26 protein-coding genes are annotated in these 24,999 nt (G+C 49.6%); 12 read left to right on the top strand and 14 right to left on the bottom strand.

Annotation, left to right across the window (positions count from 1 at the left end):
- Positions 1-68: 68 nt before the first annotated feature.
- Positions 69-917, bottom strand: a complete 849-nt coding sequence (locus tag KNO91_RS05110) for a MurR/RpiR family transcriptional regulator (RefSeq protein WP_214816599.1) — start codon at positions 915-917, stop codon at positions 69-71.
- Between the two features lie 170 nt (positions 918-1,087).
- Here KNO91_RS05110 and KNO91_RS05105 point away from each other — a divergent pair, with 170 nt between their 5' ends.
- From KNO91_RS05105 to KNO91_RS05080, 6 genes are all read left to right on the top strand, one after another.
- Complete coding sequence (locus KNO91_RS05105) at positions 1,088-3,538, top strand: bifunctional diguanylate cyclase/phosphodiesterase (RefSeq protein WP_371816637.1); 2,451 nt, start codon at positions 1,088-1,090, stop codon at positions 3,536-3,538.
- Positions 3,539-3,677: 139 nt separating this feature from the next.
- Complete coding sequence (gnd, locus tag KNO91_RS05100; RefSeq protein WP_214816594.1) at positions 3,678-4,559, top strand: phosphogluconate dehydrogenase (NAD(+)-dependent, decarboxylating); 882 nt, start codon at positions 3,678-3,680, stop codon at positions 4,557-4,559.
- 89 nt (positions 4,560-4,648) lie between these two features.
- Positions 4,649-5,992 carry a GntT/GntP/DsdX family permease gene (locus KNO91_RS05095; protein WP_214786398.1) on the top strand — a complete coding sequence of 448 codons (1,344 nt, stop codon included), beginning with the start codon at positions 4,649-4,651 and terminating at the stop codon, positions 5,990-5,992.
- Positions 5,993-6,008: 16 nt separating this feature from the next.
- Positions 6,009-7,508, top strand: coding sequence for a gluconokinase (gene gntK, locus KNO91_RS05090; protein WP_214816591.1), 1,500 nt, complete (start codon positions 6,009-6,011; stop codon positions 7,506-7,508).
- 601 nt (positions 7,509-8,109) lie between these two features.
- On the top strand, positions 8,110-8,583 hold the full coding sequence (locus tag KNO91_RS05085) for a GNAT family N-acetyltransferase (protein WP_214816588.1): 474 nt from the start codon (positions 8,110-8,112) through the stop codon (positions 8,581-8,583).
- Positions 8,584-8,637: 54 nt separating this feature from the next.
- Complete coding sequence (locus KNO91_RS05080) at positions 8,638-9,372, top strand: polysaccharide deacetylase family protein (protein WP_214816585.1); 735 nt, start codon at positions 8,638-8,640, stop codon at positions 9,370-9,372.
- Positions 9,373-9,441: 69 nt separating this feature from the next.
- On the opposite strand, the gene KNO91_RS05075 is transcribed toward KNO91_RS05080, so the two are convergent.
- On the bottom strand, positions 9,442-10,518 hold the full coding sequence (locus tag KNO91_RS05075; protein WP_214816582.1) for a GGDEF domain-containing protein: 1,077 nt from the start codon (positions 10,516-10,518) through the stop codon (positions 9,442-9,444).
- A gap of 188 nt (positions 10,519-10,706) precedes the next feature.
- Positions 10,707-11,222: a dihydrofolate reductase family protein gene (locus tag KNO91_RS05070; protein WP_214816579.1), complete on the bottom strand. Its 516-nt coding sequence runs from the start codon at positions 11,220-11,222 to the stop codon at positions 10,707-10,709.
- 75 nt (positions 11,223-11,297) lie between these two features.
- Here KNO91_RS05070 and KNO91_RS05065 point away from each other — a divergent pair, with 75 nt between their 5' ends.
- On the top strand, positions 11,298-12,188 hold the full coding sequence (locus tag KNO91_RS05065) for a helix-turn-helix transcriptional regulator (RefSeq protein ID WP_214816576.1): 891 nt from the start codon (positions 11,298-11,300) through the stop codon (positions 12,186-12,188).
- 39 nt (positions 12,189-12,227) lie between these two features.
- On the opposite strand, the gene KNO91_RS05060 is transcribed toward KNO91_RS05065, so the two are convergent.
- Together KNO91_RS05060 and KNO91_RS05055 are read right to left on the bottom strand one after the other, a co-directional pair.
- Positions 12,228-13,781, bottom strand: a complete 1,554-nt coding sequence (locus tag KNO91_RS05060; protein ID WP_214816573.1) for a PTS transporter subunit EIIC — start codon at positions 13,779-13,781, stop codon at positions 12,228-12,230.
- 71 nt (positions 13,782-13,852) lie between these two features.
- Positions 13,853-15,205 carry a 6-phospho-alpha-glucosidase gene (locus KNO91_RS05055; RefSeq protein WP_214816571.1) on the bottom strand — a complete coding sequence of 451 codons (1,353 nt, stop codon included), beginning with the start codon at positions 15,203-15,205 and terminating at the stop codon, positions 13,853-13,855.
- A 143-nt stretch (positions 15,206-15,348) separates the two neighbouring features.
- Here KNO91_RS05055 and KNO91_RS05050 point away from each other — a divergent pair, with 143 nt between their 5' ends.
- Positions 15,349-16,086, top strand: a complete 738-nt coding sequence (locus KNO91_RS05050) for a GntR family transcriptional regulator (protein WP_214816569.1) — start codon at positions 15,349-15,351, stop codon at positions 16,084-16,086.
- A gap of 10 nt (positions 16,087-16,096) precedes the next feature.
- Here KNO91_RS05050 and KNO91_RS05045 read toward each other — a convergent pair whose 3' ends face one another.
- Entirely contained in the window at positions 16,097-16,513 is a 417-nt protein-coding gene (locus KNO91_RS05045; protein ID WP_214816567.1) for an Lrp/AsnC family transcriptional regulator, read from the bottom strand.
- A gap of 118 nt (positions 16,514-16,631) precedes the next feature.
- Here KNO91_RS05045 and KNO91_RS05040 point away from each other — a divergent pair, with 118 nt between their 5' ends.
- The gene (locus KNO91_RS05040; RefSeq protein WP_214816565.1) at positions 16,632-17,393 is read left to right on the top strand and encodes an MBL fold metallo-hydrolase; all 762 of its coding nucleotides are present in this window, start codon (positions 16,632-16,634) and stop codon (positions 17,391-17,393) included.
- 110 nt (positions 17,394-17,503) lie between these two features.
- On the opposite strand, the gene KNO91_RS05035 is transcribed toward KNO91_RS05040, so the two are convergent.
- The 8 genes from KNO91_RS05035 to KNO91_RS05000 form a co-directional block, all read right to left on the bottom strand.
- Positions 17,504-17,770: a Txe/YoeB family addiction module toxin gene (locus tag KNO91_RS05035; RefSeq protein ID WP_214816563.1), complete on the bottom strand. Its 267-nt coding sequence runs from the start codon at positions 17,768-17,770 to the stop codon at positions 17,504-17,506.
- Positions 17,763-18,017: a type II toxin-antitoxin system Phd/YefM family antitoxin gene (locus KNO91_RS05030; RefSeq protein WP_214816560.1), complete on the bottom strand. Its 255-nt coding sequence runs from the start codon at positions 18,015-18,017 to the stop codon at positions 17,763-17,765. The genes KNO91_RS05035 and KNO91_RS05030 overlap by 8 nt, the downstream gene beginning before the upstream one ends.
- A 93-nt stretch (positions 18,018-18,110) precedes the next feature.
- A complete protein-coding gene (locus tag KNO91_RS05025) occupies positions 18,111-18,509 on the bottom strand; it encodes a cytidine deaminase (RefSeq protein WP_074035820.1) in 399 nt (132 codons plus the stop codon).
- A 169-nt stretch (positions 18,510-18,678) separates the two neighbouring features.
- Positions 18,679-19,515: an ABC transporter ATP-binding protein gene (locus KNO91_RS05020; RefSeq protein ID WP_214816557.1), complete on the bottom strand. Its 837-nt coding sequence runs from the start codon at positions 19,513-19,515 to the stop codon at positions 18,679-18,681.
- A complete protein-coding gene (locus KNO91_RS05015; protein ID WP_214816554.1) occupies positions 19,516-20,547 on the bottom strand; it encodes a FecCD family ABC transporter permease in 1,032 nt (343 codons plus the stop codon). It lies immediately after the preceding gene.
- Positions 20,544-21,569 (bottom strand): FecCD family ABC transporter permease, encoded by a 1,026-nt coding sequence (locus KNO91_RS05010; RefSeq protein ID WP_214816551.1) that lies wholly within the window; start codon positions 21,567-21,569, stop codon positions 20,544-20,546. Before KNO91_RS05010 ends, KNO91_RS05015 begins: the two co-directional genes overlap by 4 nt.
- Entirely contained in the window at positions 21,566-22,609 is a 1,044-nt protein-coding gene (locus KNO91_RS05005) for an iron-siderophore ABC transporter substrate-binding protein (RefSeq protein WP_371816636.1), read from the bottom strand. The genes KNO91_RS05010 and KNO91_RS05005 overlap by 4 nt, the downstream gene beginning before the upstream one ends.
- Before the next feature lie 144 nt (positions 22,610-22,753).
- Positions 22,754-23,347 carry an FMN-binding negative transcriptional regulator gene (locus tag KNO91_RS05000; protein ID WP_214793080.1) on the bottom strand — a complete coding sequence of 198 codons (594 nt, stop codon included), beginning with the start codon at positions 23,345-23,347 and terminating at the stop codon, positions 22,754-22,756.
- Between the two features lie 70 nt (positions 23,348-23,417).
- On the opposite strand from KNO91_RS05000, the gene KNO91_RS04995 reads away from it, so the two are divergent.
- Genes KNO91_RS04995 through KNO91_RS04985 form a run of 3 tightly spaced genes read left to right on the top strand, consistent with a single transcriptional unit; the run spans position 23,418 to position 24,926 of the window.
- Positions 23,418-24,083 (top strand): haloacid dehalogenase type II, encoded by a 666-nt coding sequence (locus KNO91_RS04995; protein ID WP_214816549.1) that lies wholly within the window; start codon positions 23,418-23,420, stop codon positions 24,081-24,083.
- Positions 24,084-24,141: 58 nt separating this feature from the next.
- The gene (locus tag KNO91_RS04990; protein ID WP_214816547.1) at positions 24,142-24,498 is read left to right on the top strand and encodes a DUF2200 domain-containing protein; all 357 of its coding nucleotides are present in this window, start codon (positions 24,142-24,144) and stop codon (positions 24,496-24,498) included.
- Positions 24,495-24,926, top strand: a complete 432-nt coding sequence (locus KNO91_RS04985) for a DUF1801 domain-containing protein (RefSeq protein ID WP_214816545.1) — start codon at positions 24,495-24,497, stop codon at positions 24,924-24,926. Before KNO91_RS04990 ends, KNO91_RS04985 begins: the two co-directional genes overlap by 4 nt.
- Positions 24,927-24,999 lie beyond the last annotated feature (73 nt).

Below are 24,999 nucleotides of genomic sequence, written 5' to 3'. Positions count from 1 at the left end.
CTCTAAGCCTCGCGTTGTCCTCAGGGTTTATAATTTCCACCTTTTTGTAGAAGTTAACCCTGTTTTCTTTAGATTCGGCGCATTGAAATCGCCTCACGCATCTGTTGGAGAGACATCCGTGCCGCTTCCCCACGCCGCATCATGACAGCTGTAAACAAGGCATCAATCAAGCTGAGCTCAGCGATTCGGGAAGCGAGCGCCTCTGAACGAAACGCCGTCTCTTGGGACACGGTATAGAGGGAAACGTCCGCAATTTTCGAGAGGGGCGACTTCGCATAGTTCGTGATGGCAACCATCGGGACACCTTTCTCTTTTAGGAGTTTTGCGATATCGAGCGTCTCTTTCGAGGCACCCGAGTGCGAGATGACGACGGCGACGTCCTCTGTCGTCAACTGCGAGGCCGACATGAGCTGCATGTGCGACTCGAGAATCGCGCTCACCTGAAGCCCGCTCCGAACAAACTTATGATACGCATCGAGTGCGACGACAGCCGAGCCCCCACTTCCGAAAAATTCGATACGACGTGCCCCGAGGAACAATTCGATCGCCTTCTCAAGAGAAGCCCCTTCTAAAATCTGACGGGTCGACTCAATCGTCTTCCCGTTCGTCGAAAAAATTTTCTCCGCAATCTCGAGCGCCGTGTCCGTCTCCGTGATGTCTTCATGGATGTCTTGAAGCGGTGCGACGACATCCGAGGCGAGTGCAATCTTTAACGCCTGATATCCTTTGAATCCGACGCGCTGACAAAAGCGGAACACCGTCGATTCGGCGACATCGAGGTCGTCTGCCACTTGATTGATCGTATGATGAATGATTTGTTCTGGTTGTTTTAAAATGTAGTCGGCAATGCGTTGCTCTTTCTTACTCAGTGTCGAATAGGCCCCACGGATGCGGGCCGTCCCGTTCATCGTTTCCATCAAGAATCACCCTTTCTCTTCTTCACTTAACGATACCGTTTCGAAAAAAATTCCGCAATGTGTGATTCGCTCAAAAGATTGACCCACCTTACAAAAGGAGACAAGAAGTGGGATTGTTTGATGTGCTACTCTAATGAAGCACTTTTTGACTAGTTCACTCTTTGTACCATTTGAAATCGAAAGGACTGTTTCGAATCGAACATCACCTCAGTAGCTCTTACAACTTACCACTCGTCATTCTTTCCATCGCTGTCGCCATTTTTGCTGCCGGTGTCGCCCTCGATATTAGCAGTCGTTTAAAATATGCGAGATATGCCTCACGATTCAGTTGGATCGTAGCCGGCGCTTTCAGCCTCGGGCTCGGGATTTGGGCGATGCACTTTATCGGCATGTTGGCGTTCCATCTAAACGACGACGTGACGTATCACCTCGGCATCGTCTTATTGTCGATCGTGCCGGCAGTCGTCGCTTCTGGTCTCGCCTTTTGGATTATCAGTCATCCTGAGACACGACCGACTCAACTTGTTTTTTGTGCCTTTTTGATCAGTGTCGGGGTCGTCTCGATGCATTATATCGGCATGGAAGCGATGCAGATGAACGCCATTCTCACGTATGACCCGGTCATGTGGGTCGCTTCTGCCCTCGTTGCTTATGTCGCATCGCTCGTTGGATTGTATATCCTCTTCTATATCCCGAACGTCTCACGGTTTCATTGGCGTCGTCTCGCCAGTTCGGTCTTGATCGGTGTCGCCGTCTCCGGCATGCACTACGTCGGGATGGGCGCTGCCCGTTTCACGCCGACAGAAGGAGTCGTCAAACCGATGAGTGGCTACGCGGTCGATAGCACCCTTCTCGCCTACGTCATCGCAGCGAGCGTCATGACCTTGTTCGTAATTATGTACATCTCACTCCGAACGGCATCACAGCTCGAGGCACAATCCGAAGAGCTCGAGATGAAGTTCGAATCCATCATCGAGTCTGCATCGGATGCGATCATCGTCGCCGACCATACCCGCGTCATCCTTCAATGGAATCAAGGGGCGACCGATTTGTTCGGATATACACACGAGGAGATGATTGGTCAGTCGATTGTCACGATTATCCCGGAACGGTTCCGGGACGCCCATGAACGTGGGATGCAACGTTATGAAACGACGGGTGAGAAACGCGTCATCGGTCAGACGGTGGAACTCATCGGCTTACGGAAAGACGGTGTCGAAGTCCCGATTGAAATGTCGCTCGGGACGTGGAAGACGGACAAGGGGATCTTCTTCAGTAGCATCATCCGTGACATTAGTGAACGGAAACGAATCGAGGCGCAAATCAACGATCTCGTCTATTTGGACCCACTTACAGGTCTACCGAACCGTCGTCTGTTCAGCGACCGACTCGATGCCCTACTCGGTCAGTCCCAGCAAGACCCGTTCGCGTTGTACTATATCGACTTAGACAACTTCAAAGTGATCAACGACCGCTTCGGTCACTCGATTGGCGATCAGTTCTTAAAACAGGTGACGACCCGGATCCAATCGAAGATTCAAAAGTCGGACACGCTCGCCCGTCTCGGTGGAGATGAATTCATCATCTTGTCGCCCCTTACGAAAAGTAACTTGGCAGCCCATCGCGCACAAGAACTGATCAATGTCCTCCATCCCCCGTTCGAACTCGAGAACGAGGAAGTGTTCACCGGCGCCTCGATCGGCATCAGTCTCTATCCATCCGATGGGGATACGGCCGAGGAGTTGATCAAGAACGCCGACATCGCCATGTATCGGGCGAAGGCTGACGGAAAGAACGGCTATCAGTTCTTCACGAACGAATTGAACGAGTCCGTGTCTCGTCGCTCAAACTTGTCGATGGCACTCCGTAAAGGTATCGGACGTGGCGAATTCACGGTCCACTATCAACCACAGATTCAACTAGAGTCGGAAATGGTGATTGGCATGGAGGCGCTCGTACGCTGGCAGCACCCGGAACTCGGGATGGTTTCGCCTGGTGAATTCATTCCAATCGCCGAAGAGACGGGAAGCATCCACCGCCTCGGCGAGTTCGTCCTGAATGAAGCATGTCGTCAAAACAAAGCGTGGCAAGATGCAGGCATTCCCCCGTTCCGGGTCGCCGTCAACATCTCGGCCATCCAGTTCGCCCAAAAAGATTTACCGGAAGTCGTCAGTCGTGCGCTCGATGCGTCTGGTCTCGAGGCACAGTACTTAGAACTCGAGTTGACCGAGAGCGTCATCCAGAGTGCGGACCGCGCCATCGAGACGATGCATGAGCTTGTCGCCCTCGGTGTCCACTTGTCTATCGACGACTTCGGGACCGGATATTCGTCGCTCAGCTACTTGAAGCTGTTCCCGATCGACACGCTGAAGATCGACCAGCACTTCACGAAAAATATTGAGAGCGACGAAAAAGACGCGGCCCTCGTCAAAACAATCATCCGCATGGCGCACGAGCTCGATTTAAACGTCATCGCGGAAGGTGTCGAAACGGAGAATCAAGTCGCTTTCTTAAAAGCCGAATCGTGCAACCAGGCGCAAGGGTATTATTACAATCGCCCATTGCCGGCGGAAGAGATCGAAGTCTTCTTCCAGCAATTCAAAAAGGCATCTTCAAGCTGATGCGTTCGACCTCCACCTCGGGGGTCGAATTTTTTATGTATAAAAAAGAAAAAAATTCCGCGATTCGACTTGTAAATCGAATTTATTTTGATATGATGAATGCAGAGACGGAAAAAAATTCTTTTTCAGGGGTGACAATATGGAAATTGGTTTGATTGGATTAGGAAAGATGGGCTACAACTTGGCGCTCAACTTGAGTGACCACGGACACACAGTCGTCGGAACGGATGTCGGGCACGTCACATCGGACGCATTCACAATCGTGCCGACACTCGAAGATGTCGTGAACAAGTTATCGACGCCACGCGTCATCTGGGCGATGGTCCCTGCCGGTGACGTCACGGAAACGGTGCTCGCCGAATTGTATGAGCGACTCGAACCAGGTGACATCGTCATCGATGGCGGCAACTCGAACTACAAACTGTCGGTCGCACGCGCCGAGCAGTTCGCTGAGAAAGACATCAAGTTCTTCGACTGCGGCACGAGCGGCGGGACGGACGGGGCACGGAACGGTGCTTGTACGATGGTCGGGGGTGACGCAGACGCGTGGCCGACCATCGAGCCGATCTTCAAAGACTTGTCTGTCGAGAACGGTTACCTATATACGGGACCTGCCGGAAGCGGTCACTTCTTGAAGATGATTCATAACGGGATCGAGTACGGGATGATGCAGGCGATCGCGGAAGGATTCGACATCTTGGAGAAGAGCCCATTCGATTATGACTACGAACAAGTCGCACGCGTCTGGAACCACGGGTCGGTCGTCCGCTCTTGGCTCATGGAGCTCACGGAGAACGCCTTCAAGAAAGATGCGAAGCTTGATGAGATTCGAGGGGTCATGCACTCGTCAGGTGAAGGCAAGTGGACGATTGAGACAGCGCTCGACCTTCAGGCAGCTGCACCGGTCATCGCCTTGTCGCTCATGATGCGCTATCGCTCACTCGAAGACGACACGTTCTCAGGCAAGGTCGTCGCCGCGCTCCGCAACGAGTTCGGTGGTCACGCGGTCGTCAAGAAGTAAGAAATGCGGAAAAGGTCACGGGGAAATGGCCTTTTCCTTTGTTAAAAACTGTAAACGGTTACATATTCGGAATTTAGGGGGAAAACTCAATGTCTGGCTCAACACTTATTTTGATCGCCTTAGCCGGGATCTTCTTGCTCTTATTTTTAGTCATCCGGACGAAGCTTCACGCATTCGTTTCGTTGTTACTTGTCAGCTTAATCGTCGGGGTCGCAGCCGGCATGCCGCTCGGAGACGTCATCGCCTCCATCCAGAACGGGATGGGTGGAACGCTCGGCTTCGTCGCCGTCGTCGTCGGTCTCGGCGCGATGTTCGGGAAGATGCTTGAAGTGTCAGGTGGCGCGGAACGCCTCGCCCAGACGCTTGTCAGTAAGTTCGGAGAAGATAAGGCACAATGGGCGCTCGGCATCACCGGGTTCATCGTCGCTGTCCCGGTCTTCTTCGATGTCGGTTTCATCATTCTCGTCCCAATCGTATACGGTCTCGCCAAAAAGACGGGACGTTCGCTTCTCTACTATGGGATTCCGCTCCTTGCGGGTCTCGCGGTCACACACAGTTTCATCCCACCGACACCTGGTCCGATCGCCGTTGCGAACTTGATCGGTGCCGACCTCGGTTGGGTCATCTTGTTCGGTGTCCTCGCCGGGATTCCGTCGATGATTTTAGCCGGCCCTATTTTTGGGAAGTATATTGCTAAGAAGATCCATGTGACGATTCCGGACTACATGGAATTCAAAGAAATCGATACATCGAAAGAATTGCCGAGCTTCAAAATGATCTTATCGCTCATCTTGATCCCGCTCGTGTTGATCTTAGCGAACACGCTCTCGGCGGTTCTCTTAGATGAAGGCAACGCCGTCCGTGACTTCTTGACGTTCCTCGGACATCCATTCGTGGCCTTGACGATTGCGACGCTTCTCACGTTCGTCTTCCTCGGCACACGTCGTGGATATTCACGTGACGAAGTCCAAGAGATTGCAACGAAAGCTCTCGAGCCAGCCGGGATCATTATCCTCGTCACAGGGGCCGGTGGTGTGTTCAAACAAGTGCTCATCGACTCAGGTGTCGGTGACGTCCTCGGTGAAATGATGGCCGGTTCACCACTTCCGGCGATTGTCCTCGCCTTCTTGATTGCGACGGTCGTTCGTGTCGCCCAAGGGTCGGCAACCGTCTCGATGGTCACAGCAGCCGGACTCATCACACCACTACTTGAAATTCAAAATATCACGGGCGCGGCGCTCGGTTTGATCGTCATCGCCATCGCCTCAGGGGCGACAGTCCTCTCGCACGTCAACGACTCAGGCTTCTGGCTCGTCAACCGTTACTTCGGTCTCGACGTGAAAGATACGCTCAAGTCATGGACGATCATGGAAACGATTATCGGACTCACCGGCTTCGCCGTCGTGTTCTTGATTAGCCTATTCATTATCTAAGTTAGGAAGTGATTGTGTGTTTACGATTGGGGTCGATATCGGGACGACGAGTACGAAAGCCGTCCTGTTCAACGGTCATCAACAACTGGCGGTACATAACGTGTTGTATCCGCTTCTCACGCCCGATACGGAGACGGCCGAACAAGACCCGGTCGTCATCTATGGGGCCGTGCTTGAAGCTGTTTCGGCGGTCCGTGCCAAAGCGGACGGTCCGATTCGCTTCGCATCGTTCAGTTCGGCGATGCACAGCTTGATCGCGCTCGATGCGTCAGGACGTCCGCTCACGAACAGCATCACGTGGGCCGACAGTCGGGCGAACCCGTATACGCAAGAAATCAAACGCGACTTTGACGCGAGCGCCCTCCATATGCGCACCGGCACCCCGGTCCATCCGATGGCACCGCTGTCGAAGCTACGCTGGTTGAAATCGGAGCATCCTGACGTCTTTGAACAGACTGCCAAGTTTGTCTCTATCAAAGAGTATGTCTTCTATCGGTTGACGGGACGCTTCGTCGTCGACCATTCCATCGCCTCGGCGACGGGACTGTTCAATTTGAAACAACGGGATTGGGACGCGGAAGCACTTGAGGTTGCCGGTGTGACACCAGAGCGTTTATCTGAACTCGTTCCGACGACGGAAATCTTGCAGGTGACGCCTGACGTGACCGAGACGCTCGGCTGGGACTTCCCGCTCGTCATCGGGGCAAGCGACGGCGTGCTGTCGAACCTCGGGGTCGGTGCCTTCGAACAAGGGGTCGTCGCCGTGACGATTGGAACAAGTGGCGCCATCCGGACGGTCGTCTCAGAACCGGTCGAAGATCCGAAAGGTCGCATCTTCTGTTATGCGCTGACGGATAAGCATTGGGTGATCGGTGGACCGGTCAATAACGGCGGCATCATTCTCCGCTGGCTCCGCGACGAGTTCGCAGCAAGTGAGGTCGAAACGGCGAAACGCCTCGGCATCGACGCGTACGATGTGTTGACGCGAATCGCCGAGACGGTCAAGCCGGGTGCCGACGGGCTGTTGTTCCATCCGTATTTGATGGGTGAACGCGCTCCGCTCTGGGATTCGAACGCCCGCGGTTCGTTCTTCGGTCTCAGCATTCACCATAAACGGGAGCACTTCATCCGTGCCGTGTTGGAAGGTGTCATCTTTAACCTCTATACGGTCATGCTCGCGCTCGACGAGTTGACGGGTGCACCGAACCGCATCCATGCGACAGGTGGATTCGCCCAGTCGAGTCTCTGGCGCCAGATGATGGCGGATATCTTCGACACACCGGTCGTCGTGCCGGAAAGTCACGAGAGTTCATGCCTCGGAGCCGTCATGCTCGGAGAGTACGCATTTGGGGATATCGAGGAGTTCCAAGAAGTGCCGCAAGTGACCCACGAGCATACGCCAAATATGGAGGCGACGAACGTCTATCGGGAGCTCTTGCCGATCTACATTCGTCTGTCGCGTCACCTGTCGGAAGAATATGAAGCGATTTCTGCGTTTCAGCGGAAGCATGTATAAGAAGAGGCCGAGTTCATCGCGAACTCGGCCTTGTTTATTGATCCACACAATTAATCTTTTTTCTAGGTTAGATTCTTAGAGCGAAAGAGATGTTATACTTTTCATGATTAGAAATCCATTCTAGATGATGAAAGACGAGGTAAAATCGAATGAGTAACATCCTTGATTCTTTGATTGCGGCAATCCCCTTTTTCTTCTTTGGCGTATTGCTCATTAGGTCAAAAGATCAGACGAAGTCTAAAGAGACCGGATCACCGACAGACGGAACTGAAATCCTGTTCAGTTTTTTTCTATCTTTTTTCAGACCAAAAGTCTTAGGATACGCATTCATCTTGCTTGGTCTATCATTTGTCGTGATAACGTTTTTCGTAAATGTCATATAAGCTAGTGAACTACTCGCCACTTATTTGCTTCGCAAATTGAAGGGGGAGCTTCTTGAGAAGACCATACTTTTATGTTTACCAAGCTCGTCCAGCACTATAAAGCACCGTCGGTCACGAACTGACAACACGCCCTTCAATCTTAGGATTGAGGGGCTTTTCTATGACTATCCCCTGTTGATCATCCACGGTACACTAAGAGGATACAGGAGGGGTTCACGATGACATTCACGACGACCCGCTGCCTCATTCGACCGTTCGAACGACATGACATCGAACCGTTCATGGCGTATCGGAACGACTTAGACTGGATGAAGCATCAATCGTTCAAAGGTCTTAGCTATACCGAGTACGAGGACGCCCTACTCAGCGAACAATCACTTCAACACGGCATGCAACTCGCCATCATCGACCAATCGACGGATGAGTTGATTGGGGACGTGTATATCCACCAAGAAGGTACGACGTATTGGATTGGCTATACCATCACACCCGCACGCGCTCGCCAAGGTTATGCGTTCGAGGTGATGTCGGGATTAATTCGTTACTTGACCGACCAAGGTGCGGAAGTGTTCAAGGCCGGCGTCCTTGAGACGAACGAGGCGTCCATCGCGCTATTGAAGAAATTGAATTTCACCTATTTCACGACAGAACTCGACGAACAAATTTATCGTCTCGATGTCTCGGATATGTGATAAGGTATGTGTCATATGTCACTTGTTTTTTGACTCGAGGGAGCTATTGTTGGAATGAAGAAACGCGTTCTATTACTCATGTCTATTCTTTTGTTGATTGGTACTTTGTCACAGGCGGCAATCCCGGAACCGAAAGCGTATAACGACCCGAGCCTCATCTATTTAACACTTGATGATGGACCAAACTGGAAGACGGGAAAACTGCTTGATGTCTTGAAGAAACATCAAGTGAAGGTCACCTTTTTCATTCTCGGAAAGAATATCAAAGGGAATGAGCATCTTATTCGACGCATCGTCGCCGAAGGTCATCTCATCGCCTTACACGGGATGACACACGAACGCGAGGAGTTTTATGCTTCACCGATGACGGCCGTCCGTCAAATGAAGGACGTACAACGTCTCATTTATGACGTGACTGGCATTCATACGAATATGGCTCGGACGATTTACGGCAGTGATGCAGGTATGACGCCTGCGCATTGGCAAGCGATGGATGAAGCCGGTTTTGCGATTTGGGACTGGAATGTCGGTAGTCTCGATCATATCTATAAGAAGGACAACGCCAGCGTAGAGCAACGCGTGTTCAATCGTCTCGAGGCGAATCGCGTGGCGAATATTGCCTCCATCATCTTGGCGCACGATCATTCGATGACGCCAGAAGCACTCGATACAATCATCCGCTATGCGAAAGAGCGAGATTACGAATTTCGGACGCTCGAGGGCGTTCACCCGCCCCATAACTTTTTGGATGCGTGGGAACCGCATGCTGACGAACATACAACTCCATGACTGTAGGCCATCTTGTGGTCTACAGTTTTTCACATAAAGAAAGCGCATCGGGATGCCTGATGCGCTTTCTCATTGAACGTATTCTACATTTTCATGGATATACGTTCGATTTCTCCCACTGTTCTTCGCTTGGTATAAGCAGTCATCTGCCAAATGAACCATTTCACGAAGGTGCTCGCTCTTTCCGTTCGCAATTCCGATAGAAACGGAGATATGAATCTTTTGTTGATCGAGTAACTCGAACTCATGTTTGGATATGCTACTCCGAATTCGCTCCGCCACTTTGATTACTTCGACTTGAGAAAGCATCGGGATTAAAATGCCAAACTCTTCCCCGCCTATTCGAGCTTTAATATCATGGTCCCTCGTTTCACGATGCAACAATTCTGCGAACTGCTTCAAAATCTCATCCCCGTTCGCGTGACCATATTGGTCGTTGATTTGTTTGAAGTAGTCGATATCGATGATGAGCACGTTACACGTCGCATAATGCTCTTTGACCTTTTTCATCTGCATTTCCCACGCTCTACGGTTTGCAAGTCCCGTCAAATGGTCGGTTTCCGCTGATATTTTATACTCTTTCACGCGATGATGGATGAGGTACAGGTCAATGTTCAAAACGGTGATCAATAACCCGACTGGGAAACTGATGATGGCGACTAATGAAGCGGCAGTCGCAGCATATTCGTTCAACCCTCCACTGATATAGATTGCTCCCCATGCGATGAGACACGTCAACACGTTCAACGTGAGACCGAACTGGTAAAGTCGCTTCTCTAAACTGACTATGTTGTACGTCAAAATGATCCCAATGACAATTGTGAAAATGGCGATACATGCTACGATAGACGGAAAATCAATTCCGTAACTAAATCGATAGATTGAAATGATGGTCGCCGCGATAATCAGTGGGGATACTAACCGATAAAAGCCGAGTAGAATGAGGACAAGAAATCGAAAATCAATTTTTACAACATCATCAAACACGACACCTTGTGTGATGAGAAAAATTCCTAGGAGCCCTGATAGCACGCCAATTAAAATGTTTTGAACGTGTTCGTATTTCGTATCAAGGTTCAAGATTTTCGAAATGAAATAAATACCAGTAAACGATATACATGAATTTGCGATTAAGCTAATGAACATAATTGGATCCTCTCAGCATGCGTGATGTTCGTGCTACTCTCTTCATATATCCAATTCAAACCATTTACTAACATTTTAATCACCATATAGTTAAATTAAAAGAATATTTTTCTTATAGAAGTAAATGAGATATCAAGACATGAATGTGACCACAAAAAATCGAGCCCACATGTGGACTCGATCCTCACTTACCGTTCATATGTCACCATCACAAATTGGCCAGATGCGCGCTGACCTGTCAGCCGAAGTTTCGTCTCTTTCGTGCCTTCTGGGAAGAGCGGGACCCCTTCACCGAGGACGACCGGCGCAATCGCAATCTCGTAACGATCAACGAGATCTTGTTCCATCGCCGCTTTGATGACTTCCCCGCCACCGATGAGCCAGATGTCTTGATCGATTTCTTCTTTCAACCGATGAATCAATTTTTCAATCGGTTCGTCCGTAAAGGTGACATGCTCCGCCTCACGGTCCGGGTTCCGCGTCATAATATAGTTCGGCATGTTTGGATATGGGTACTCCTCTGACAATTGAAGGACTTCTTCATATGTTTTTCGTCCCATGATGACAGCACCAGTCGTTTTGAAAAATTCGGCATAGCCGTTGTCCCCCTCCCCATCTACTGCGAACAACCAATCGAGTTGGTCGTTCGATCGAGCAATCTTTCCGTCTAAACTCATCGCAATATATAACACTACATGTGGCATCGTGTCTTCCTCCTTGATTCGTGATAAATTCAGCTTATCTGATAAACATGACAAAAGATGACGGGAATGATGAAAATGAAAAAACGACATTTACAACTGATTCGACTGCTCAATCATGGACGACGTGTTACCGCTGAAGAACTGGCGCAAGAGACAGGTGCCTCCATTCGGACAATTCAACGGGATATGCTGTCACTCGAGGAGCTCGGTTATCCGATTTGGAGTGTGCCAGGGACTGGCGGTGGCTATGAGATGTTGCCGAATCGTTTATTGCCCCCGCTCCATCTCCGCGAACAAGAAGCGGTCGCCCTCTATCTCACGCTGAAATGGATGGAACACATCCCAGACGTGCCCTTCGGGGATATACGAGGTACGCTATCCGACTGGTACGTGAACGAGTTGCCTCATGACTTGGAGGCGAAGATTCGTCGATTGGAGCGAAACATTTTGTGGCTCGGGAACAAACAAATTCCAAAAGCCCCGTTCACAAAAGACATCTATCAGGCGGTCGAACGTCGAAACAAGGTAGAGATGACGTATCGGACGACGAAAGGACAACGCACGTTCACCGTCGCACCGGTCGGCATGGCACTCCTTGATTTGAAGTGGTACGTCTTCGGCCTCTCTGAACTTGGACTCCGTCAATATCGAATCGATCGCATCGAAACGGTCAAACTGCTTGAGGAGACATTTGAGTCCGAGGATTTGGTGAGCTTATTACAGGCAAATGATGAACGAAACGGTGTGACCGTTCGACTCGAACTCACCCCACTCGGTCGTCGTTTGCTTGAAGATGTATTACCCGATATCGAGGAGAAAAATGAGTGGGACGTACCCGAGGAAGAGCTTCCATTTTTGTCGAGACAGCTGTTGAAGGCTGGGGCTGAAGTAGAGGTGAAGGCGCCTAGGGTGTTGCGGGGGATGATGAAGGAGCACGCGGAGAATCTTGCTGTATTATACGAATGAAAAACTGAAAAGGCTCAACCATTGAGGTTGAGCCTGAGATCAATTCGCCTCATCCATTTCTTTATGGATTCGAAGTAATTCATTTTTGTATAGATCTGAACGACCTCCGAAAATTGCTTGAATGTTGTTCTTCACTTTTACGACCCCTGCTGCTCCTAGTGCTTTTAGTTCGTCTTCATCGATTTGTGAGACGTCACTCACTTCAACACGTAGTCTTGTGAAACAAGCATCGATATCGCGAATGTTCTCGCGTCCCCCAAGTGCCTTTTCAATCGCAAGTGCTGTCGTTTGAATCGCTGACTGACTTGATTTTTTATCATTGTAGTCTTTCCGTGTAAACAGTTTAGCTTCTTGTCCGCCACGCCCTGGTGTCGCCAAGTTCCACTTCTTGATTGCGAAGGTAAAGATGCTATAGTAAACGACGAAGAATCCAATACCGACAACGATATTCATCCACCAACGTGGCGTTCCCGGTAAGACGTTCACTAATACATAATCGATCAACCCTGAACCTCCAGCCCAACCGATATGTGTATCAAGTGCATACATGAGCGCGAAGGAAATCCCCGTCAACACGCTATGGATGACATAAAGGATAGGTGCTACAAATAAGAATGTAAATTCAATCGGTTCTGTGATCCCGGTTAAAAATGCTGTACCAGCTGCCGCAATCAACAATCCTCGTACAACAGGACGTTTGTCCGGATCAGCCTGACGATACATCGCAAGTGCCGCCCCGAGTAAACCAAACATAATGATTGGGAATTTACCAGACATGAAGCGACCTGCCGTCACTTCAACACCCTCAGCAATTTGTGCGAGGAAAATATACTGATCACCATTCACGACCGCATCACCCACCGTCGCTGTTCCACCAAGAGACGTCCATAGGAACGGGGCATACCAAATATGGTGTAATCCTGTCGGAATCAATAACCGCTCCAACATCCCATATAACCCAACGTATGCCGGATTGGTCGCATCACTTGCAATGACATTTGCCATTGAAGTCAATGCCGACTGGATTGGTGGCCAGATCAGCATCATGACAAATCCAAGCACGATTGAGAAGAAAACCATCACAATCCCGACAGAACGATCACCCGCAAAGAATCCTAACACTTCTGGCGGATTAAACGTATGGAACTTTTTATATACCCATACAGCAAGCAACCCGACAGCAATCCCTCCGAGTACACCTGTTTCAAGCGAAGGAATACCGAGTAACATACCGTATTCGCCACTCTCAGCTGCCATTTCTGCCGTAATGCCAAGTGAGATGGAGATTGTCGTATTCATAATGACATATCCAACGAGTGCAGCAAGTGCGGCAATCCCTGATCCCCCTGACAAACCAACAGCAACCCCGATGGCAAAAATGATTGGTAAGTTCGCAAAAATGCTTAGACCGATTTGTAACATGCCAGCACTGATTGCTTCCACCGTGCCGTTCTGTAAAAAGGTCCAACTATCTGCTAAAGGACCTGTGAGTGCTGCACCTAATCCCAGCAAAATTCCGGCAGCCGGTAATAAAGCGACGGGCACCATGAGTGCTTTCCCAAACTTTTGAAAAACTCCAAACCATTGACTCATTCGATTCACTCCTCATCTTGTAAGCGTTATCAATACAGACAATGAGAAAGGGGATTATCTCCCCTCTCAAGTTATCGCGTTGCTACTGCTTCGCCCGATTTCAATTCCGGCCAGTACGTTCTGTTTTCCTCAATCAAATCATCTAAGATTCGACGAGCCACCGGTGCATCGACGACTGTACGATTGAGCGTGAGCGCTTGAAGTGCCTTCTCATAACTGTTTTCGAAGTATGCGTCGACGACAAGTTGCTCATAAGCGAGCTGCCCTTCAATCATTCCCTTATAGAAACGTGGGATTTTCCCGACCGCAAATGGTTTCGGACCACGATTTGTAAGCATCGCAGGCACTTCAACCATCGCATCGTCTGGTAAGTTTGAAATGATTCCATCATTTTTCACCATGACGATGAAAATATCTCCGTTGTTATAGGCTAGCGATGCAGCGACCCGAATCATATAGCAGCCATGGATATCGACTTCTAGATGGACGTTCTCGAGCGAGTCATCCTGGATGATTTGATCACACATCGAGAAGACACGTTCTTGGCGACCATTGATCACCTGCCGCGCTCGTGTGTTCGTGACGTCTTCTTTTTCCGCCATATCAGACGGGTACAAGTAGTATTGAAGATACGTGTTAGGTAAATACTCTGGGAAATCCGTCAGCATCTTCTCTACTTGTTTGAACGTCTTGATCCATGATGGATCATTCGCAATCTCTGAATCTTCTGGAATGAAGCCATCTTCCAAAATGGCACGTTTGATATCTTCCGTTAATTCGTTTCCTTCTTTATCAAAGATACCTGTGAACCAACCAAAGTGGTTGAGTCCAAAATATTCAGGTACGAGATCCCAAATCTCTTTCCCGAGAATCTTCGCATAGCTCACCATGATTGCTGCAGGCATGTCGCAAATATTTAATATTTTTTGATCGTCCGGGTACGCACGTTTGAGCGCCTCGGCGACAATCGCAGCAGGGTTTGTATAGTTTAAGATCCAGCCATCCGGTGAGCCAGCGCGAATGTCGGAGACGAGTTCAATCATATCTCCAATTGAGCGCATCCCGTACGACATTCCGCCAGGTCCACACGTTTCTTGTCCCACCACGCCATGACGAAGCGGAATCTGTTCATCTTTTTCGCGCATCTCCAAGCCGCCTGTCCGAATCTGAACGAAGAAGAAATCCTTATCTTTGAAGGCATATTCTTTGTCCGTCGTGTATTCGAACGACTCAAGTTCTGGATAATGCTCACGCAAGATGACTTCACTCGCTTTCGCGACACGTTCTTGACGTAATTCATCTGTATCGTAAAACGTGATGGAACGGAGTGGGAAGTGTGCCTTTTCCTCAATCAAACTCATGATCATGCCGATTGTGTACGTACTACCTCCACCGACGACGACGAGACGCTGTGGTTTTTTCATGTGTGCGTTCCCCTTTCAATACATATCTAATTGATTACAATACAAATTTAATACATATTATTTAAAGCGTCAACACCTTTTTGAAAACGTTTTATTTTTGTATACTATGAGTAATGAACGTATGAGATTAGGAGGTTATTTACATGAAAGCCAAATCTCCGCTATACCAGCGGATTGCACAGGAGATGCGCGTGTTTATCGAGTCAGGCGATTGGGCGCCCGGTGAAGCAATTCCAACAGAAGCACAACTCGTCGACGAATTTAAAGCCAGTCGAGTCACCGTTCGACAAGCCGTCAAACTACTTCAAGAAGAAGGTTTGCTCTGGAAACGACAAGGAAGCGGCACGTATGTGCAATCCGAAAAGATTGAACATAATATGTACGAATTAAAAAGCTTCACTGAAGACATGAAGCGGGAAGGAAAAGATGTCACGAGTAAAGTTCTTACTTTCACTGTCCAACCTCCGACTGAAAAGATCAGGGAAATACTTGAACTCGATGAAGATGCCCTCGTTTACTACATTCGTCGTCTACGTTTTGCGAACGGAGAACCACTTATTGTAGAAGACACATATCTTCCGCTCCAACTGTTTCCTGATTTGACGTATGAAGTAATGACACGTTCGAAGTACGATTACATTGAAAACGTCAAAAATTTGAAGATTGCCGACAGTGTTCAAGAATTTATCCCAGTCTTACCGACAAAAGAAATCGCTGACATGCTCGAAGTGAGCGATCGAACCCCGATACTCAAAGTCGAACTCTATTCATTTCTCATGGATGGTAGCCGCTTCGAGTTCACCGAAACCTATTTCAAAAGTGAAGAATATCGCTTTATCATCCGAGCCGGTCGAAGACACGAAACAACAAACACCCAGTGAATCCAACGATTCACTGGGTGTTTTGATGAATGACAAGTGATAGTTTGTAGTTCACGTATTTGCTGAGTCCATCTAAAAATGCATTCAGTTCTTGATTCGTCGGGAAGCGACACTCGAGTAGATAGCACCCATCCCCGCTCACCTTGTAGTTATTTCTCACGAATTGCCGATGCTCTTTAAGAAAGAGCAGGTACGGATCATGAAATGTACTCATCGTGTAAATTGTAATCATCGCATGAATGGGCAGACCGATTCGTTCTTCGTTGATTCGAATCGTATATCTTTCGATGATCCCCAGGTCTTCTAACTTTTTAACGCGTGTGGCTGTCGCTTGCCCCGTTAAGTGAATGAGTTCGCCTAATTCCTTCATCGTCATCCGACTATTTTGTTGCAAGGCTTCAATAATATGTCGATCTGTTGCGTCCATGCGACCACTCCTTTCATCATTCAAGTATTTGTACGAAAAGACTTGAATGAAGTAATGTATTCCAAAACAGGTACATTCTACACTACATATATACTACATGGAAAAAGGAGAATCACCTATGAACATCCAATTGATCCGAAACGCGACATTACGACTCGAATACGCTGGGAAGACGTTTCTCATCGACCCGTTTCTTGCGAAGAAAGGCACATATCCGCCTTTTCCAAACTCGGCACGTCAAGATGAACACAACCCACTTGTTGAATTGCCGATTTCAATTGAAGACCTTCTACACGGAATTGACGCCGTCATCTTGACCCATCTTCATCTCGACCACTATGACGAAGTCGCAAAAGAGGTACTTCCAAATGAGCTTCCGATCTTCGTTCAAAATGAGTCAGACCAGAACACGATTCAACAGGATGGATTCACGGACGTTCGCGTGTTGACGGAATCGACCGAATTCGAAGGTATTCATCTCGTCAAAACGGTCGGGGAACATGGTCGAGGCGACATCTTATCGTTGACTGGTGAAGTGTGTGGTGTCGTCTTGACACATGAAACGGAAAAAACGTTATACGTCGCAGGAGATACAGTCTGGTATGAGGGTGTCGCTGAAACGATTCAAACGCATCACCCCGAAGTGATCGTCGTCAATGCGGGAGACAATCAATTCCTAGAAGGTGGCTCGCTCGTCATGAATGAAGTGGACGTGCATCAAGTAGCAGAAGCTGCCCCGGACGCCAGCATCATCGCCGTCCATATGGAGGCAGTGAACCATTGGAACTTGTCACGGGCTGACTTACGTGCTTATGCAGAAGAGCATGAATTTGCCAATCGACTCTTAGTTCCTGAAGACGGTGAATCAATCAATCTATAACAAAAATCACCTGAAACGCGTATTTCAGGTGATTTTCCATACGCTTGCGTTATTTGATCATTCTCGAAATGTCAAAAAAGACTCTCATCTCCAAGTGATGTGAGTCTAATTCATGAATAGTGATAGCGACACTGTAAGATTTCGACGTGCTGATCTGTTGCTCGATAGACAAGTCGATGTTCCGAGTCGATTCTCCGACTATAGAAACCCTGTAGGTTCCCTTTTAAAGCTTCTGGTTTTCCAACTCCATTTAAATTGCCATTTCTTCTTACGTCTTCAATCAAAGAATTAATACGTTTCAATTTCTTTTTATCTTCTTTTTGCCAGTATAAATAATCTTCCCAGCCATTGTCTGTGAATAATAGAGACCTACTCATTCATCAATTTTCTTTCTTTTGTTTCGTTATTCTCAATTTGTTTAATAGAATCTAATAAACGTTCAGCATTTTTAGGACTACGCAACAAATAAATCGTTTCCATCAAGCTTTCATATTCTTGTTCGGACATAATCACTGCATTTTCACTATTTTTACGCGAGATAACAATTGCCTCACTATTTTCATGCACTTGGTCCAATACTTTCTTGAAGTTTTTTCTAGCGTCACTATACGTAATGGTGGACATCATTTTCACTCCTTTTATTTTATTGTACTTTTTATTGTACAACAAAGCAACTAATAAAGAAGCGCTGACTCCAGATAGAATCAGCGCTTTTTATCACATATCCAAATCAGTGAACGCGAGCGGGACAAGCTCCCCGAGCGTCACTTCTTTCACATCGGCGTTGCCGTTCGTGAGGAGTACTTTGAAGTCAGGATCGCCGAACTCGACCATGACTTGGCGGCAAATGCTGCACGGTGGCAAGAAGTCTTCCGTGTCCCCAGACACGGCAACCGCTTCGAAGTCACCTTTTTTATATCCTTGTGCGACCGCTGTGAAGATGGCTGTACGCTCCGCACAGTTTGTCGCTCCGAACGAGACGTTCTCGACGTTGACGCCATCGATGACCGTGCCGTCCTTCATGAGAAGTGCCGCTCCGACGCGGAACTTTGAATATGGTGAATACGCATTGTCTTTCAATTGGCGTGCGCGCTCGACTAATTGTTGTTGGTTCATCTTAAGTCATTCCTCTCGAATATCGAATGAACTGATGCCAGTCCCCATGCCTCTCATTTTTGGGCAGGATTTTTAGCATACACCCGCCTCAAAGAGAAGTCAACGACTTTTTAGAACGCTTTCATCAATGCAAAAAAAAGAAGGAACATTCGCTCCTTCTCGATTCTCGTTATACCAACTCGAGCTGCGCGACAGGCGCCTCTTCCGTTTCTGTCTGTACATGGTGGCGACCGATCGGAATGACCGACGGTGAACCCGACACCGGGTCACACATGACCGAACAGCGGAGATTGAAGACCCGATGGATCAAATCACATGTGATGACGTCCGATGGCTTCCCTTCGGCGATCAATTTCCCTTTGTCGAGTGCGAAGATGTAGTCGGCATAACGTGCCGACAAGTTGATGTCGTGTAGCACCATGACAATCGTCGTCCCGTACTTTCGGTTCAAGTCCGTCAACAAGTCGAGAATCTCGACTTGATACGTAATATCGAGATACGTCGTCGGCTCGTCTAAAAAGAGGACGTCCGTCTGTTGGGCAAGCGCCATCGCGATCCAGACGCGTTGACGCTGTCCGCCTGACAACTCGTCGATCGGACGGTCCGCGAACTCCGTGATGTTCATCATCTCCATCGCCTCGGCGACGGCCTCATAATCGGATTTCGTCCATCCCTTTAAAAACGATTGATGCGGGTAACGGCCGCGACCGACGAGATCGGCGACCGTGATCCCTTCCGGTACGACCGGGGACTGTGGCAACATCCCGAGGACACGCGCCAGTTTTTTCGGTGCCATCTTCGAGATCGGCTTATCGTAAAGCGTCACTTGACCGGCATTCGGCTTGATGAGGCGTGCCATCGTCTTCAGTAACGTCGACTTCCCGCAACCGTTCGCACCAATGATGATGCTAATCTGGTTGCTCGGAATTTCAAGGCTGATATCATTCAAAATTATCTTGTCCTCATACCCTGAGGTGAGATGTTCCACTTTCATAATGGATGCCATTTAGAAGTCCCCTTTCTGGTTCATCCGAATCAACAAGTATAAGAGATAAGGCGCGCCGATGATACCGGTGATGACACCGACCGGATAGCGTGCCGTGAAGGCGAATTGTCCGACGAGGTCGGCCGCGAGCACTAAGATGATGCCGACAAGCGCTGCCGGCAAGATTCCGGCGTGACTCGTCCCGACGAGACGTTTGGCAATCGGCCCCGCCAAAAAGGCGATGAAGGCAATCGGTCCCGTCGTCGCTGTCGCGAGGGCGAGCATGAACACCGCCGCAACGATGAGAAGCAATCGGGTTTGGTTCGTATTGATCCCTAACCCTGTCGCCGCCATTTCACCGAGCTCGAGCATCTCGAGCTGACGGGTGAGTAACAATACAATCGGTAAACAGATGAGTACCGTGATGATTAAAGGCGGCAACTCCTCTAGCTTCGCCCCATTTAAGCTTCCTGTCAACCACCGCATCGCCATGGCGACATCATTTTGTCGGCTGATGAGGAGTAAGTAATTGATGACCGCTGTGAGCATCGCCTGAATCCCAATCCCGACCAAGACGAGGCGACCGATCGAGAAGGAGGCCCCTTTAGAGAGAAAGTAGATGACGAGCACCGTCACGAGACCTCCGATAATCGATGCAATCGAGATGATGGCCTCGCTCGACTGCAGGACGACGATACAGAAGACGGCCGCCGCACTCGACCCGGTCGTGATTCCGATGACGTTCGGGTTGGCGAGCGGGTTGCGGAGCATCGTCTGAAAGATCGTCCCCGCCGCACCGAACGCTGCCCCCGCAAAAACACCGGCGAGCATACGTGGTAACCGAAGGACCTCAACGGCGAACGATGCACCCTTCACGTCTTCCCCGAGCAGGACGCGGATGACGTCCTGGACCGGATAAATCGTATTGCCTAACATGAGCATCAAGCCGCTCAGCGTGAGCGCAATGACGGTCAAGAGTAGTGTCATGCCGACGTAGCGACGGCGACGCTTCATGCGTCCTTGTCTGATTTGTTCAATCGCTGGTTGCATCATAGTCCTCTTACTTTCACTTTCATCGTCAATAGAATCAAAATCGGTGCCCCGATGAATGCCGTCACGATTCCGACCTCAAGTTCGCCCGGACTCCCGAGTAAACGCCCGATGACGTCCGAGAAGGTCAAGATGATCGCACCCGCGAGGGCAGACATCGGCATGAGATAGCGTTGGTCCGGACCGAGCACGAGCCGAATCAAATGAGGGGCGAGTAGCCCGATAAAGCCAATCGGTCCAGCAAGTGCCGTCGCTGCCCCGCATAGAATGACGCCCGCGAACGAAGCCGTCAGCTTCAATGTCCCGGTCCGAACACCGAGGCTCTTCGCCATCTCTTCTCCGAGCGCGAGTGCGTTCAAGGAAGGTGCGGTCACGACCGCAATCACGAGACCGATCAATAAGAACGGTAGAAACGTATAGATGGAATCGACATTCCCCGCGCCGACACTTCCGACTTGCCAGAAGCGAAACTGGTCCATGACGTTCGAGCGTGGAATCATGAGCGCCATGACGAGGGACGATAATGCCGCACTCGTCGCTGCACCCGCCAAGACGAGTTTGAGCGGGGTCGCACCACCCCGTCCGAGCGAGCCGATACCGAAGACGAAAATGGCCGTCAACAATGCCCCGACGAGCGCAAACCAGATGAACGCACTCGCCGTCGAGATGTTGAAAAATGCGATCCCGATGACAACGGCAAGCGCCGCGCCCGTGTTGACCCCGAGAATACTCGGGTCGGCGATCGGGTTACGCGTCACCGACTGCATGAGTGCCCCCGCCACACCGAGCGCTGCGCCACACATGAAACTGAAGATCGTCCGGACGACCCGCTCTCGGACGATGTCCGCTTCATACGACTGAACAGCCGGGCGGAATAAACCGTCCAGCAGTTCATTCCACCCGACTGTCCTTGAGCCGAAGGCAAGAGATGCCACGATACATAGAACCGTCAGTACGAGCGTCCCAACCAAAAGAAGTGGGAAATACTTCGGGGTATGCATCTGTTTCACCTGATGTTGCATCATTTTACTTTCGCGAGCGCATCCGATACGCGTGAGACGTACTCATCAATCGTATATTCAATCGAGAGTGGCGTCGGCGTTCCTGCCGCTGCGAGCGGTGTGTTGTCTTCGATCAAGACGACCGATCCACGTTCGATTGCTGGCACTTTACCGTAGAGCGGGTCTGCCTGGAGCGCCTTCAACGTGTCTTCGTTCCCGTATGTGACGAAGATGTCGACGTCGTTCAAGATGTCGGCGTTTTCCTTACTGAGCTCAAGGTAGAAGCTGTCTGCTTTTTCTGCTTCATCCAAAATGTTTTGTGGGTACTCCATCCCGAGTTCTTCGATGAAGGCACCGCGTGGGTCACCTGTCGTGTAAATATAGAATTTTGAAAGGTCTTCCGCGCTCATCGAAACGAAAGCGGCTTTCTTTCCGGCAATCTCAGGGACGGCTGTCGCTTTGTCCGTGATTAATTTCTCTGTATCTTTGATCAACTGTTCGCCTTCTTCACCAAGTCCCATTGCGAGTGAGTCATAGCGAACCATATCTTGCCATGACGTGACCCAAGGAGTTTCTTGGTATGCCACGACCGGTGCGATTTGGCTGAGCGTGTCGTAGTCTTCTTGCGTGATGCCTGAGTAGGCCGCCAAGATGACGTCCGGGTTAGAATCTGCGATTGCTTCAAAGTCTAATCCGTCTGTGTCTTGGTAGATGTTCGGGTTCTCTTCCCCGAGTGCTTCTAACTTCTCTGCTGTCCATGGGAGCATGCCGCTGTCGTCTTGGACCCCGTAGTTCGCAGCCGAGAATCCGACCGGTACGACGTCGAGGGCAAGTGCGACATCATGGTTCCCCCATGAGATCGTTGCGACACGTTCTGGCTTCTCTTCGATGACTGTTTCACCGAATGCGTGCTCGATTGTGATTGGGTAACCTTCTGCCGCTTCTTCTGTCCCCTCATTCGTGGAAGCGTTCTCAGCTTCTTCCGAACCACAACCGGCTAAGATGAGTGCAAATGCCGATGCAAAGATGAACATATGTAACCATTTCTTGAATGTGTTGTTCACGTGATTTTCTCCTTTTCGAACTTCTCTGTATTTTGCCGATACTGATAATCATTATCATTTATGAGTATAGACCTGCTCCTAAGTCATGTCAACCGCTATTCGGTTCAAAAAAATGAAAAAACCTGCCGTTTTAGGACAGGTTGATCAAGATTTCCGCTGCCGTCGCATGACATCTGCAATCGGTTCATCTTGTTTTTCAAGCTCTGATACGATGCGTTCATGGTCCACGTCGTTTCGGTTTTGGCTTAACTTGAACGTTGCCTGAATGTCGGTAATGACGATCCGAAACCCGACGACGCCGTGCATTTGTCGCTTCACCGGTTCGGATAAATCATCCCATCGCACCGCATGTTCACGTTCTCCTTCGTGCTCGTTCAGCAAACCTGCGAGTTCTTCAATCAACTCGGTCTCATTGAGAATCGTCGCACGTCCATATACGTGTACCGCTTGGTAATTCCATGTCGATACGTCCTCATGTCCGTACCATGACGCCGACACGTACGCGTCCGGACCTTGGAAGATGACGAGAACGTCCTGTTCTTCAATCGTTCGCCACTGCGGATTCGCTTTTGATACGTGGGTCGTCAGTTGACCGTTCGCCTCATCGAATCGTAACGGGACGTGCGTTGCAATCGGTTTATCCCCGTCATGCGTCACGACCGTACCAAACGGATGGGCATGTAAAAAAGCTATAATATCTGCCTGATCTTCTACGGAATAGCGGTTTTGGATATACATGATCGAGCCCCCTTTCCCCCATTATATTCTGAAAAGACGGGTATAACGACACAGAAGGAGGAATGTTCTTATGAAACCAACAATCAAAGCCATCGTATTTGACGTATATGGCACTTTGTTTGACGTCCATTCGGTGAAGGACGCCTGTGAACAAGAGTTCCCTGAAAAAGGAGCAGCCATCAGCCAAGTATGGCGGACAAAACAACTCGAGTATTTCTTTTGGCGACACATGATGGGTCGCTACGAAGATTTTGATACGGTGACCCGGGACGCACTCCGTTACGCACTCGCCGTCCATGACGCAAAAGCGACGGAGGACATCGAACAGCGCCTGATCGGATCATATGCGCACCTCACCCCTTACGAAGAAGTCGAGTCTGTCTTGAAACAGCTACATGACATGAAGACCGTCATCCTCTCAAACGGAACGGATGAGATGCTTGAGGCGCTGCTTCACAACGCCGGACTCTCCGACTATTTTGATGAAGTCGTCAGCGTCGACGGCATCAAACAACCGAAACCAACGCCAGCCGCCTATATGCACTGGTTCAAGACGTCCGGTCTTCGCCGTGACGAGGTGCTCTTCTTATCGTCGAACGGCTGGGACATCGCCGGGGCGAAAAACTTCGGCTTCCATGCGGCTTGGATCAACCGAAATGACCTACCGTTCGAGGAGTTCGATGTTGCGCCCGATACGATCTATGACGATTTGAATGGAATTTTGGAATGGGTATAACCTGCTTCGGTCGAAATATGAGAAAATAGAGAAAATATGACCGAAACGAGGGAGACAGATGGCACATCGTATTTACACGACAAGCTTCGCGAGCGTCTATCCGCTCTACGTCGCTAAAGCCGAACGAAAAGGACGGACGAAAGAAGAGGTCGACACGATCATAGAGTGGTTAACCGGGTATGACGAGACCGGACTCGCGCGTCAGATTGCTGACGAGGTTGATTTTGATACGTTCTTCGCTTCATCGCCTCATTTAAACGAAGACCGCGCCCTCATCAAAGGTGTCGTCTGTGGGGTGCGCGTCGAGAACGTTGAAGAACCACTCATGCGTGAAATCCGTTATCTCGATAAGCTCATTGATGAATTGGCGAAGGGGAAGAAAATGGAGAAAATCTTACGAGGAGGCGAATCATGATGGACGTGACGATGCTCGTGGACGAGGCACGGCTCGATTCCTTCATCCATCTGATTGAGGTCATCGATGACCATTTACCTGACGGGTTTGAAAAGACGACGGACGGACATGGTGTCCATTACGTCGTCCCGCTCGAACGATATCCGTCGGGTTATCACGTGACGCCGGGTACACCCCTTCCCTTCATCAGCGTGATCGCACAAAAGCGCCATGTCGGGCTTTATCATATGGGAATTTACGCTGATCCTGAACTACTCGCTTGGTTCGAACAAGAGTATGCAAAACGCGTCCCCACGAAACTCGACATGGGGAAAAGCTGTATTCGCTTCAACAACGTGAAGCGGATCCCGTTTGATTTGGTCGGGGAACTCGCCGAAAAAATATCTGTCGATGAATGGATTCAACGCTATGAAGGAAACCGAGGCTAACGCTTCGGTTTTTTCGCACATTCGTTTTCTGTCATGAACGATGAATGCGGTATGCTTAGAAAAAAGGAGGGGC

It is taken from the genome of Exiguobacterium sp. s59, from assembly GCF_018617475.1.
Lineage (GTDB): Bacteria > Bacillota > Bacilli > Exiguobacteriales > Exiguobacteriaceae > Exiguobacterium > Exiguobacterium aestuarii.
Note: the sequence above shows the minus strand (reverse complement) of the source record. Positions and strands in the feature narration are given on the sequence as shown.

What these genes read in the sequence shown, in the direction of transcription:
- KNO91_RS05075 (WP_214816582.1), bottom strand. Translation starts at nt 10,518, where the DNA reads ATGTTCATTAGCTTAATCGCAAATTCATGTATATCGTTTACTGGTATT.
- KNO91_RS05055 (WP_214816571.1), bottom strand. Translation starts at nt 15,205, where the DNA reads ATGAAAAAACCACAGCGTCTCGTCGTCGTCGGTGGAGGTAGTACGTAC.
- KNO91_RS05025 (WP_074035820.1), bottom strand. Translation starts at nt 18,509, where the DNA reads ATGAACCAACAACAATTAGTCGAGCGCGCACGCCAATTGAAAGACAAT.
- KNO91_RS05085 (WP_214816588.1), top strand. Translation starts at nt 8,110, where the DNA reads ATGACATTCACGACGACCCGCTGCCTCATTCGACCGTTCGAACGACAT.
- KNO91_RS05050 (WP_214816569.1), top strand. Translation starts at nt 15,349, where the DNA reads ATGAAAGCCAAATCTCCGCTATACCAGCGGATTGCACAGGAGATGCGC.
- KNO91_RS05070 (WP_214816579.1), bottom strand. Translation starts at nt 11,222, where the DNA reads ATGCCACATGTAGTGTTATATATTGCGATGAGTTTAGACGGAAAGATT.
- KNO91_RS05045 (WP_214816567.1), bottom strand. Translation starts at nt 16,513, where the DNA reads ATGGACGCAACAGATCGACATATTATTGAAGCCTTGCAACAAAATAGT.
- KNO91_RS05110 (WP_214816599.1), bottom strand. Translation starts at nt 917, where the DNA reads ATGGAAACGATGAACGGGACGGCCCGCATCCGTGGGGCCTATTCGACA.
- KNO91_RS04990 (WP_214816547.1), top strand. Translation starts at nt 24,142, where the DNA reads ATGGCACATCGTATTTACACGACAAGCTTCGCGAGCGTCTATCCGCTC.
- KNO91_RS05020 (WP_214816557.1), bottom strand. Translation starts at nt 19,515, where the DNA reads ATGGCATCCATTATGAAAGTGGAACATCTCACCTCAGGGTATGAGGAC.
- KNO91_RS05095 (WP_214786398.1), top strand. Translation starts at nt 4,649, where the DNA reads ATGTCTGGCTCAACACTTATTTTGATCGCCTTAGCCGGGATCTTCTTG.
- gnd (WP_214816594.1), top strand. Translation starts at nt 3,678, where the DNA reads ATGGAAATTGGTTTGATTGGATTAGGAAAGATGGGCTACAACTTGGCG.
- KNO91_RS04995 (WP_214816549.1), top strand. Translation starts at nt 23,418, where the DNA reads ATGAAACCAACAATCAAAGCCATCGTATTTGACGTATATGGCACTTTG.
- KNO91_RS05035 (WP_214816563.1), bottom strand. Translation starts at nt 17,770, where the DNA reads ATGAGTAGGTCTCTATTATTCACAGACAATGGCTGGGAAGATTATTTA.
- KNO91_RS04985 (WP_214816545.1), top strand. Translation starts at nt 24,495, where the DNA reads ATGATGGACGTGACGATGCTCGTGGACGAGGCACGGCTCGATTCCTTC.
- KNO91_RS05010 (WP_214816551.1), bottom strand. Translation starts at nt 21,569, where the DNA reads ATGATGCAACATCAGGTGAAACAGATGCATACCCCGAAGTATTTCCCA.
- KNO91_RS05080 (WP_214816585.1), top strand. Translation starts at nt 8,638, where the DNA reads ATGAAGAAACGCGTTCTATTACTCATGTCTATTCTTTTGTTGATTGGT.
- KNO91_RS05000 (WP_214793080.1), bottom strand. Translation starts at nt 23,347, where the DNA reads ATGTATATCCAAAACCGCTATTCCGTAGAAGATCAGGCAGATATTATA.
- KNO91_RS05040 (WP_214816565.1), top strand. Translation starts at nt 16,632, where the DNA reads ATGAACATCCAATTGATCCGAAACGCGACATTACGACTCGAATACGCT.
- KNO91_RS05065 (WP_214816576.1), top strand. Translation starts at nt 11,298, where the DNA reads ATGAAAAAACGACATTTACAACTGATTCGACTGCTCAATCATGGACGA.
- KNO91_RS05060 (WP_214816573.1), bottom strand. Translation starts at nt 13,781, where the DNA reads ATGAGTCAATGGTTTGGAGTTTTTCAAAAGTTTGGGAAAGCACTCATG.
- KNO91_RS05030 (WP_214816560.1), bottom strand. Translation starts at nt 18,017, where the DNA reads ATGTCCACCATTACGTATAGTGACGCTAGAAAAAACTTCAAGAAAGTA.
- KNO91_RS05015 (WP_214816554.1), bottom strand. Translation starts at nt 20,547, where the DNA reads ATGATGCAACCAGCGATTGAACAAATCAGACAAGGACGCATGAAGCGT.